We start from the raw sequence: 2,824 nt of genomic DNA, 5'->3' as shown, positions 1-2,824 counted from the left end.
CGCGCCGATCCAGGTCGCGGATCCCACGGGTCCCGGCACGGAGGTCGTCTACGACGTCCACACGGACCATCTCGACACGCCGCGGATGCTGACGAACGCCAGCGAGGCCAGTGTGTGGAGGCAGAGCCATGAGTCGTTCGGTGCGGCCGTGGTAGACCCCACGAGTACGGTGGCCCTCAACACCCGCTTCCCGGGCCAGTACGCCGATGGCGAGACAGGCCTCCACTACAACAGGTTCCGATCCTACGATCCTGCCACCGGCCGGTACATCAACGCTGATCCGATTGGGCAGGGTGGGGGCTCAAATCTCTACGTATACGGGGCCAGCAATCCGCAGTACTGGGTTGATGCCTCCGGTCTTGAAACTGGGTCTCCGATTCCAGGCACCAAGGGGAAACTCAGGGGCGTGATCGAGCGAGATCCAAACGGCCGACCGCATGTCCACGTTCTCGACAAAAAAGGGAAACGGATCGGAACGGAAGGGGTAGGTCGGGAGCCCGACGGTAGTCCGACACCCCACGATGGCCAGACTCTTGACGATTCGAACGTACCCGAGAGGTACAAGGAGCCGATCCGTGATTGGGCGGATGACAAAGTACGGAAGCAGGAAGACGCGCTACCACCCGAAGAGCCGAATAGCCAGTTCACTCCGCTGCCGCCTCCTCCTCCCTGGTATCAGCCGTTCTTGTGGCCAGGCCAGTGTTCCCCCCCCGGCATCAATCCCTTCCTAAAGAGTGGCCGTGTTCGGTAGCCTCGTGGAAACTGGAGGCGCGTGTGTTGTTGGGCAGTGTTGGGAGAACGACCAACTATTACTGGCGGATCGCCTACTATCAGCGTAGTCGAGGGAAGGTGGTATCCTGAGGTTTGGAAATCGCTTCTGCGAGAATCTGGAAGAACACAAGCAGCGATGGGCGGCGTACTGGCAACATCTTCACGACTGCCACTTCGGCCTTAGCAATGCCGAGTACTCCCTCTTTGCAGGGGAAGTCTTCCACGATCACCCGATTCGAGTGGTTTCGATGGAGCCACTCACGATCCTGCTCATCAATGGCGCTGCCTGGCGCAAATCGGGCGCCCAAGAGTCCACGATCGAAGAATTTGAGATCGAAATAGTATTCGAAGATCCTCGGGATGTTGAGATTGTGGCCCTGTCATCCTTTGATCGGCCGTCGTATATTCAAGCGGAGCTTTCTGGGCAGCCGGGGCGCCGAAGTGTCGAGATAGAGATTCGAGACATGGCGGACTGGTCTATCCCCTGGGCCTCGATTTCGTTCTCTTACTCAGCTGCAGACGTACCGAACGCCATACCGAAGATAGTGCGACACTTTTCGGACGAGGCGAGCGCGCGGGCGGCGCTCTCTTTCGTTGATCGAGGCCCCCTCGAAATGGCGGAGAGGCGACGCCCATAGTACAACAGGTTTCGGTACTTCGATCCTGCGACAGGCAGGTACATCAGCGCGGACCCGATCGGGCAGTTCGGGCTTCTCACGAAGGCGGGCGGCGTCTATGCGGTCGCTGGTGCTAACCAGCACTCGTACGTAGCAAGCCGGCCTCTCTACTGGATCGACCCATACGGTCTGAGTGAAAGAGACGTCCGAAAGATCAAGAAGTGGGCGAAGAAGCACTACGGGAACCGTCAGGCCAGCGGCCAGAGTTCAAGTGTTCCGCCGGGTAGCAGTGAGCCGGCAGCCCGCGCACGCGGTGCGGTCACGAATCTTTGCTCGAATCTTCCTGGAACATCATGCGAGGGCTGCGGCGATGCCGCCAACGACACGGTCTCCGAATTCAACGAATCCAAAGACGAACTCGGGCTAGATGACGACTGGACGATCGAGCCCGTCGATGATTCAGATGGTCCGCTCTACCCACAGAACGGCGATCCCACACAAACGAATATCCTCCCGCACTCGACGACGAACATCACGTCCAGCAACCCGAGCGACCCCAATATTCGAGTCGATGCGCATCGGTCACAAACTAGGGTTCAGCGGTAGCCGAAAGGCCAAGAGGCGAAGGCTCAACATCGGTGCGCCGGACATGGGGGTCTAGATGACGAATGTATCGAAAGTGACGATCGGGGGGGCCACCGTAGTGTTGTGCCTGTTGCTCTATGGCCTGATTTCTCCCTCCCTGGGTGGATTCCCTGAGAGACTCAAGCTCCAAGCGTCACGTGGTCATCTCAAGCAACTTGTGAATGCTGAGGAAGCGTACTTCGAACGCTACGGCCACTACGTTTCGGCGGGTCCCTATCCCGACCGTGCTCCTGGATCTCATGCGCTCGATTGGAACTCCTCCGCGCAGCCGGATCTTGGGTTTGCAGAGCTTGGCTTTGTCCCAGAAGGAGATGTCTACTGTCGGTTTGGAGTGGTCGCAAAGGGAGATGCATTTACTGCTGAAATGGAATGTGATCCGCGCGAATCAGGCCGACCTGCGTATATGGGTTTCGTGAAGCCAGCCGAGGGAGATCGCGATGGCCTGCAGGGTCCATTTGGAAGATGCTCGCCATCCGGTGTCTTCGCTTCGAACCGGCCGGACATGGGAGTTATCGAAATGACGGGGCCATGCGACGAGTATAGTGCTGGAGTCATGGTTGTCGGAGTCAGAGCAGGGACTAGTTCACAGTAGAGCAATGGAGGGCGGGGGACGTTCTACAACAGGTTCCGGTACTTCGATCCGGCGACAGGGATGTAGACGCTCACTCAGAAGCGTAGAAATCTGATCATTTGGCCGGGGGGCGACGCAGCCCGCCGTTCCGGATTCCGATTCAGATCTTCCGGGTCGAAAGGTCCTTGACCCAGGGCGAACGCCCTCCCGGCTCGACCGG

3 protein-coding genes are annotated in these 2,824 nt (G+C 58.8%); 2 read left to right on the top strand and 1 reads right to left on the bottom strand.

Annotated features, from left to right (window positions below; genetic code table 11):
* Positions 1-751 (top strand): hypothetical protein (locus tag GY937_05265; protein ID MCP5056120.1); only part of this gene is annotated, 751 nt, incomplete at its 5' end.
* A gap of 79 nt (positions 752-830) precedes the next feature.
* Here GY937_05265 and GY937_05260 read toward each other — a convergent pair.
* Entirely contained in the window at positions 831-1,079 is a 249-nt protein-coding gene (locus GY937_05260; GenBank protein ID MCP5056119.1) for a hypothetical protein, read from the bottom strand.
* A gap of 372 nt (positions 1,080-1,451) precedes the next feature.
* Between GY937_05260 and GY937_05255 the strand changes: the two genes are divergently transcribed.
* The gene (locus GY937_05255) at positions 1,452-1,994 is read left to right on the top strand and encodes a hypothetical protein (protein ID MCP5056118.1); all 543 of its coding nucleotides are present in this window, start codon (positions 1,452-1,454) and stop codon (positions 1,992-1,994) included.
* Positions 1,995-2,824: the final 830 nt, after the last annotated feature.

It is taken from the genome of bacterium, assembly GCA_024228115.1.
Taxonomy (GTDB): Bacteria; Myxococcota_A; UBA9160; order UBA9160; family UBA6930.
Note: the sequence above shows the minus strand (reverse complement) of the source record. Positions and strands in the feature narration are given on the sequence as shown.